Origin of the sequence: Kingella sp. SNUBH-2017 (assembly GCF_028680565.1) — a bacterium.
GTDB lineage: Bacteria > Pseudomonadota > Gammaproteobacteria > Burkholderiales > Neisseriaceae > Kingella_D > Kingella_D pumchi.
In genome coordinates, this window is record NZ_JAPHVK010000010.1 from 86,657 (window position 1) to 93,165 (window position 6,509).

Genomic DNA, 6,509 nt, shown 5'->3' on the forward strand with positions numbered 1-6,509 from the left:
ATCCTGTGGGAATAAAAAGGAATAGGAAAAATTCAGGCAGCCTGAAAAGGGAAAAACGCTTTTCAGGCTGCCTGTTGGTTTACATCATAAGCTTGCCGTTGATTTTGCCGAAGAAGCTGCTGATTTCGAAATAAATGCTGTGCCGGCTGCCATCGGGAGCCTGCAGGTCGATGCGGTCGTAGATGCCTTTGCCGCCTTCGCCCTGAACGAGCGCTTGGCCGATTTTTTGGTGGCCGGGCAGGTTTTTGGCAATCCAGGCATTTTCGGCGTCGATGCCGCGGCGGGTGTCGTTTTCTTTGATCACAACGGCGCGTTGGATGCTGCTGCCGTCCTGCCGCCCTTGGTGAGTTTGGGTTTTGCGGGGCTGTTCGCCCGAGTGGCGGCGCAGTTCGGCAGCGGCAGGGGTGGCGATGCTGAGGGTAAGGGTGCCGGCAAGCAGTAGGGAGAAGAGTTTGGCAGACATCATAAAAGCTCCTGAAAATCAAATGGGAAAAGCAGCCTGAAAACAAAAAAAGACCCGAACGGCTTGGTCCGGGCCTTGTTTGGGCTGCGGGCGGTTTACTTCATGGCGCCGGACAGGGTGCGCACATTATAGCGGAAGAGTTCGGTGTAGGTTGCTGCCGGCGCGCCTTTGGAAAGGGCGTCGGAATAGAGTTTGCCGCCGACTTTGGCCTGAGTTTCGCGGGCGATGCGTTCGATCATGCGGTTGTCTTTGATGTTTTCGGCAAACACCGCTTTAACGCCCTGCTGGCGGATTTGGCGGATGATGGCGGCCACGGTTTTGGCGGACGGCTCGCTTTCGGTGCTGACGCCCTGCGGTGCCAGAAAAGTGATGCCGTAGCGTTTGCCCAGATAGGAGAAGGAATCGTGGCCGGTCAGCACTTTGCGTTTGGCCTGAGGGACGGCGCCAAATTCGCGGCGGGCGTAGGCGTCGAGTTTGACCAATTCCTGCGAATAGGCTTTAAAGCGCTGCTGGTAATAGGCTTTGCCGGCGGGGTCGGCCTTCATCAGCGCTTGGGCGACGTTGGCGGCGTATTTCTGCATCAAAACCGGATCGTGCCAAACGTGGGGGTCGAACTGGCCGTGATGGTGGTGGCCGTGGTCGTGGCCTTCGTGTTCATGCTCGTGATCATGGCCGTGTTCGTGCTCATGCTCATGCTCTTCGGCCGGCAGCGGTTTGATGCCGGCAGTGGCTTCGGCGTATTGGGCTTTGCTTTGTTTGACCGCCCGCACCACATCGGCTTTTTCCAAGCCCAGGCCGTTGAGCAGCACCAGTTTGGCGGTGGCGATTTTTTTGGCATCGCCGCTGTTGAGCTGGTAGGCGTGGGCGTCCTGGTCGGGGCCGACCAGCGAGCTGACGCTGACGCGCTCGCCGCCGATCTGCTTGGCCACGTCGCCCAAAATGCTGAAGCTGCTGACAACTTGCAGCGGCTCGGCCGGCGGTGCGGCGTAAAGGCAGCCTGAAAACAGCGCGGCCATCAGGCCGAGTTTGAATGTGTGTCGGGACATCGTTATCTCCTTCTTCAAGTAAACGTTGGGAAACAAAAAGCGCGGCACGGAATGTGCGCGCGGAAAAAACGCGGCAGCCTGAAAGGTTTGACGCATGCTAAAAACGTTTTCAGGCTGCCTGCGGCGTTCAGGCAGCCTGAAAACGCAGACGGCGTTCAGTTTGGATCGGGCGTTTCGCCGATGCCGTTGAGCAGGCGGTATTGCACGCGGATAAATTCGTCGAGCACTGCCTGCTGGATTTCGGCGCGCTTGCCCACCGGCGAAGCGAAACGCACGGCAAGGATATAAACCTTGTCGTCGTGCGGCACGCGGCCGATGCGCGGCTGCACGGCGGGGGTGATAAACAGCTTTTGTGCCTGGACTTCTTCCAGATGGCGGCCGATTTCGGCGGCATAGGGCGCGCAGTAGGCGTCAAGCACGGTGTAAAGCCGCGGCACGATGGCGTCGGAATCCAGGCGGATCGGCACCGGAATATCAAAGCTGTGGACGACGTAGCGCCCCAGAATGTTGTCGCGCTGGATGGTCTGGCTCAGCAGCAGGCTGTTGGGGAAAGACACCGTTTTGCCCGACATATTGCCGATGTGCGGGTTGGGGCCGATCTGCATCATCAGCGTGGAAAACAGATTGATGTCCACCACCCGCCCGCGCAGATGGCCGATTTCGATGTAGTCGCCCACCGAATACTGCTTGTTCACCGCCCGCAGCAGGCTGCCGGAAAGGCACATAATCAGCTCTTTGGTTGCCAGCACGGTAGCGGCGGCCAGCGCCACCATCGATAGGGCGAAACTCTGAATCTGCGCCGCCCAAATCAAAAACAGCCCGAACACCGCCGCCAGAAAAGCCATATTGCGGCTGACCACCACCAAACGGCGTTTTTCTTCGATGGGAAACTCGGGATGCTGGCGAAAACGCAGCCGCAGCCACACCAGCCGTCCGCACACCACCGCCGCCAACAGCAGCAGCGAATTAACCCATTGCGGCGCCAGCGGGATGCTCTCCAGCAGCGAGCCGATATTGCGGTCCAAACCGTTCATCGCCGGCTCCTTCGCCGCCGCAACGGTGCGGCAGCACTAGCTTTTGCTTTCATCATGCTCTCCTTGCGGATTAACATTTTCAGGCTGCCGCGGACGCGAAACGCGTTTCGTGGCATTATACTATAACAATCTTAATTTCGCTATCCGGCTTTCAGGCAGCCTGAAAGTTTTGCCGAATGCGGCCATGATAAAGAAGACCGCCGGCGCCGTCATGCTCGACGGAGCGCCGAACGGCAGCGCGTTTCAGCCCAGTTCAAACAGGCTGACCGCTTCCACATGCGCGGTTTGCGGAAACATATTGACGATGCCGGCCGAGCGCAGGCGGTAGCCTTTGGCCGCCAGCACCGCCGCATCGCGGGCGAAAGTGGCCGGATTGCACGACACATACACGATTTTCTGCGGCAGAAACGGCGCGTGCAGCGCGCGCACCACCGCATAAGCGCCGGCGCGCGGCGGGTCGATCAGCATTTTGTCCGCCCGCCCCCAGCTTTTGACCACGGTTTCGTCGGTGTCAAACAAATCGGCGCAGACGAAACGGGCGTTGCCGATGCCGTTGGCGCGGGCATTGTCTGCCGCGCGGCGCGTCAGCTCGCGCGAGCCTTCCACGCCCAGCACCCGCTCCGCTTGGCGCGCCAGCGGCAGGCTGAAATTGCCCAGCCCGCAAAACAGGTCGATTACCGTTTCATGCGGCCGCACATCCAGCAGCGACAAAGCGCGCGACACCATCAGCCGGTTCAGCGGCAGATTGATTTGGGTAAAGTCGCCCGGCCGGAAAGGCATGGTCAGGCCGAACTCCGGCAGGCGGTAGTCGAGCGGCGGCGCATCGGGCGAGAGCGGCTGCGGCGGATTGCGCCCGTGCTGCTGCCACAGCTGCCAGCCGGTTTTCAGGCTGCCGGCAAACGCCGCCAGCGCGGCGGCGGGTAGCGGCTTGCGGCTACGGATATTGACGGCGGTTGCCTGTTCGCCGGCGCAGATTTCCAGCGCTTCGATGCCGGCGGCGGGCGCGGCGCGGTGCAGCTTCTGCAGCGCCGCGTTCAAATCTTTCAGGCTGCCTGAAACCTGCTCGGGCAGCACCGGACAGCTGTCGATGGCGACAATACGCCGGCTGCGTTTGGCCTGATAACCGAGCAGCAGCCCGCCGCGACCATCGTCCACCGCATTCAGGCGGGTGCGGCTGCGGTAGTGCCACGGCCGGCCGTAAACCGGCGGCAATATGGTTTCGGGGCGCAGCCTGCCGATGCGCTCAAGCTGTTCTTCAAAAATCCGCTGTTTGAAGGCGACCTGGGCATCAAAAGACGCATGCTGCAGCGCGCAGCCGCCGCATTCCAGATAGTGCGGGCAGGCCGCAGCGCGGCGCTCGGGCGACGGCTGTAGGATTTCCAGCGCATCGGCTTCGTCAAACGCGGCTTTGGCGGTGCCGACCCGATAGCGCACCTTCTCCTGCGGCAGCGCGTGGCGGATAAAAGTGGTTTTGCCTTCGGGGCGGGCAATGCCGCGCGCTTCGTAGTCGATGGAAAAAACGGTGGTGGTGGGGTTCATGTGTTTTTTATTTTCAGGCTGCCTTGCGTCTGCCGAAGGATTTGTCCGGGCAGTGGGACGCGAAGGCTGCCGGCATTATGCGTATTGGTGTGCCTGTGTCGGCGAATCGGCTAAAATCGCCGCTTTTGCGCTTTCAGGCTGCCTGTAAAGGTGTTCAAACTTGAATTTCAGAATGGGGAATTATGTCTTCTATTAACGGCTTCGGCACAACGTTTTACGGTGAGTGCGACTATCAGCCCGACGGCACCTACCTGACAACTTATTGGATTATTCTGGCGTTTGTGCCGGTGATCCCTTTGTATAGCGCCAGAATCATACAAACCGAGTCTTCTTTTTTAGCCGGCGGCAGTCTCTACCATTATCAAAAACTGCCGATCCACTGGCCGCAGGTGATGCGGGTGTGGGGTTTTGCAGCCGGCGTTGCTTTGGGATTCGCAGCGTGTCTGGTGCTTATCGGCAGCATCCCGGGGGCGCAGGACAAGGGCTATGCCGCCATTCTGATGGTTTACCTGGCGGGCGTGTTGCTGCTGCCGCATTTTCTGCGCCGCCGCGCCCAAAAGCGCGTGGGTTTTGCGCCTAATATGGTCAGGACGCCGATATCCAAACCTATGCTGCTGCTGGCGGTGCTGTTTGTCCTGATTATCGGCTTTGCCGTTTACGAGAACTTGAGCAGATAGCTTCTGCGGACTCTTTGGCTTTTCAGGCTGCCTTTGGGCTTTCAGGCTGCTTTTGGCTTTTCAGGCTGCCTGTCCGGCAAGCTGTGCCAGCAGTTTGCCGTGGATGCCGTTAAAGCCGCCGTTGCTCATAATCAGGATGTGGTCGCCGCTTTGCGCGTTGCGGGCGATGGTTTCGACCAGGCGCTCAAAGTCGTTTTCGGCGTGGAGTTTGGCACCGAGCGGGGCGAGCGCTTGGGCGACGTCCCAATCGACGCCGCCGCCGTAGCAGTACACTTGGTCGGCGTCGGCCAGGCTGGCGGGCAGGGCGGCTTTCATGGTGCCGAGTTTCATGGTGTTGGAACGCGGTTCGAGCACGGCGAGGATGCGCGCGCTGCCGACGCGCTGGCGCAGGCCGCCGACGGTGGTGGCGATGGCGGTGGGGTGGTGGGCGAAGTCGTCGTACACGGTGATGCCGCGCACGCTGCCTTTGATTTCCATGCGCCGTTTGACGTTTTGGAAGGCGGACAGGGCTTCGCAGGCGGTCTGCACATCCACGCCGGCGTGGCGGGCGGCGGCGGCAACAGCCAGGGCGTTCAGGCGGTTGTGGCCGCCCATCAGATCCCAGGCGATGCGACCGACTGATTGGCCGTTTAACAGGATGTCGAACGCGCCGTCTGCGTCGGCTTCGCCTGCCTGCCAGATGCTGCCGTCGCCGCCGAAGTATTCGACGGGCGTCCAGCAGCCTTGTGCCAATACGGTTTTCAGGCTGCCTTCGCGGCCGTTGCATACAATCAGGCCCTGCTCGGGCACGGTGCGGACGAGATGGTGGAACTGGGTTTGGATGGCGGCAAGGTCGGGGAAAATGTCGGCGTGGTCGTATTCGAGATTGTTGAGGACGGCGGTGCGCGGGCGGTAGTGGACGAATTTGCTGCGTTTGTCGAAAAATGCGGTGTCGTATTCGTCGGCTTCGATCACGAAAAACGGCGACTGCGATGCGGGATCAAGACGCGGCGCCTGCGGCAGGCGGGCGGAAATGCCGAAGTTCTGCGGGATGCCGCCGATGAGAAAGCCGGGGGCGAGTCCGGCGTATTCGAGCACCCAGGCGAGCATGGAGGCGGTGGTGGTTTTGCCGTGGGTGCCGGCAACGCCGAGCACCCAGCGTCCGGCCAGCACGTTTTCCGCCAGCCACTGCGGGCCGGAGGTGTAGGGCAGCGCGCGGTTCAAAACGGCTTCGACCACGGGCATACCGCGTTTAGCGACGTTGCCGATCACATAAATATCGGCGGCAAAATGGTCGAGTTGTTCCGCATCGAAGCCTTCGTGCACGGCGATGCCCAGCGCTTCGAGCTGGGTGCTCATGGGCGGATACATTTTGGCGTCGCAGCCGGTAACGGTGAATCCGGCTTCTTTGGCCAGCGCGGCCAGCCCTCCCATAAAGGTGCCGCCGATGCCGATGATGTGGATGTGGGTCATGGTGAAATTCCGCCGAAACAAAAAGCGCGAATTATAGCCGAAGCCTGGTTTTCCGGTGGTGCCGAAAGTTTTTCAGGCTGCCTTATAAAAACATTTCCTTTTTCGATATGGATTTGTGCTTTGGCGGGTAGTTTTATTGTTGAGTAGTAGTTGACCGGATTGGTTTGGGTGGGTATGATTGCGGTCTTTCGCTGCTTCTGTGGCGACGTTCTTTAACAGACAGATTACCGATAAGTGTGAGTGCCTTTGGTCTCACACTGCGACGGATAAGACAAGATATGTAGATTTTAGGATTTGC

General features: G+C 60.1%; 5 protein-coding genes and 1 pseudogene. 1 reads left to right on the top strand and 5 read right to left on the bottom strand.

Translation table 11 applies throughout. The features are described from left to right. Nucleotides 1–79: 79 nt before the first annotated feature. The 4 genes and pseudogenes from OP500_RS08690 to rlmD form a co-directional block, all read right to left on the bottom strand. Nucleotides 80–466, bottom strand: coding sequence for a hypothetical protein (locus OP500_RS08690; protein ID WP_274070730.1), 387 nt, complete (start codon nt 464–466; stop codon nt 80–82). A gap of 92 nt (nt 467–558) precedes the next feature. Then, nucleotides 559–1,479, bottom strand: a complete 921-nt coding sequence (locus OP500_RS08695) for a metal ABC transporter solute-binding protein, Zn/Mn family (RefSeq protein WP_443135145.1) — start codon at nt 1,477–1,479, stop codon at nt 559–561. 185 nt (nt 1,480–1,664) lie between these two features. Further along, nucleotides 1,665–2,543 carry a mechanosensitive ion channel family protein gene (locus OP500_RS08700; RefSeq protein WP_274070732.1) on the bottom strand — a complete coding sequence of 293 codons (879 nt, stop codon included), beginning with the start codon at nt 2,541–2,543 and terminating at the stop codon, nt 1,665–1,667. A gap of 243 nt (nt 2,544–2,786) precedes the next feature. After that, nucleotides 2,787–4,088, bottom strand: a pseudogene (rlmD, locus tag OP500_RS08705) (23S rRNA (uracil(1939)-C(5))-methyltransferase RlmD); the annotation flags it as partial. 176 nt (nt 4,089–4,264) lie between these two features. Here rlmD and OP500_RS08710 point away from each other — a divergent pair. Further along, on the top strand, nt 4,265–4,759 hold the full coding sequence (locus OP500_RS08710; protein WP_238746637.1) for a hypothetical protein: 495 nt from the start codon (nt 4,265–4,267) through the stop codon (nt 4,757–4,759). A gap of 60 nt (nt 4,760–4,819) precedes the next feature. On the opposite strand, the gene mpl is transcribed toward OP500_RS08710, so the two are convergent. Next, the gene (mpl, locus tag OP500_RS08715) at nt 4,820–6,211 is read right to left on the bottom strand and encodes a UDP-N-acetylmuramate:L-alanyl-gamma-D-glutamyl-meso-diaminopimelate ligase (RefSeq protein ID WP_238746636.1); all 1,392 of its coding nucleotides are present in this window, start codon (nt 6,209–6,211) and stop codon (nt 4,820–4,822) included. Nucleotides 6,212–6,509: the final 298 nt, after the last annotated feature.

Coding starts and splice junctions, on each gene's coding strand:
- OP500_RS08690 (WP_274070730.1), bottom strand. CDS start 466: ATGATGTCTGCCAAACTCTTCTCCCTACTGCTTGCCGGCACCCTTACC.
- OP500_RS08695 (WP_443135145.1), bottom strand. CDS start 1,479: ATGGCCGCGCTGTTTTCAGGCTGCCTTTACGCCGCACCGCCGGCCGAG.
- OP500_RS08700 (WP_274070732.1), bottom strand. CDS start 2,543: ATGAACGGTTTGGACCGCAATATCGGCTCGCTGCTGGAGAGCATCCCG.
- OP500_RS08710 (WP_238746637.1), top strand. CDS start 4,265: ATGTCTTCTATTAACGGCTTCGGCACAACGTTTTACGGTGAGTGCGAC.
- mpl (WP_238746636.1), bottom strand. CDS start 6,211: ATGACCCACATCCACATCATCGGCATCGGCGGCACCTTTATGGGAGGG.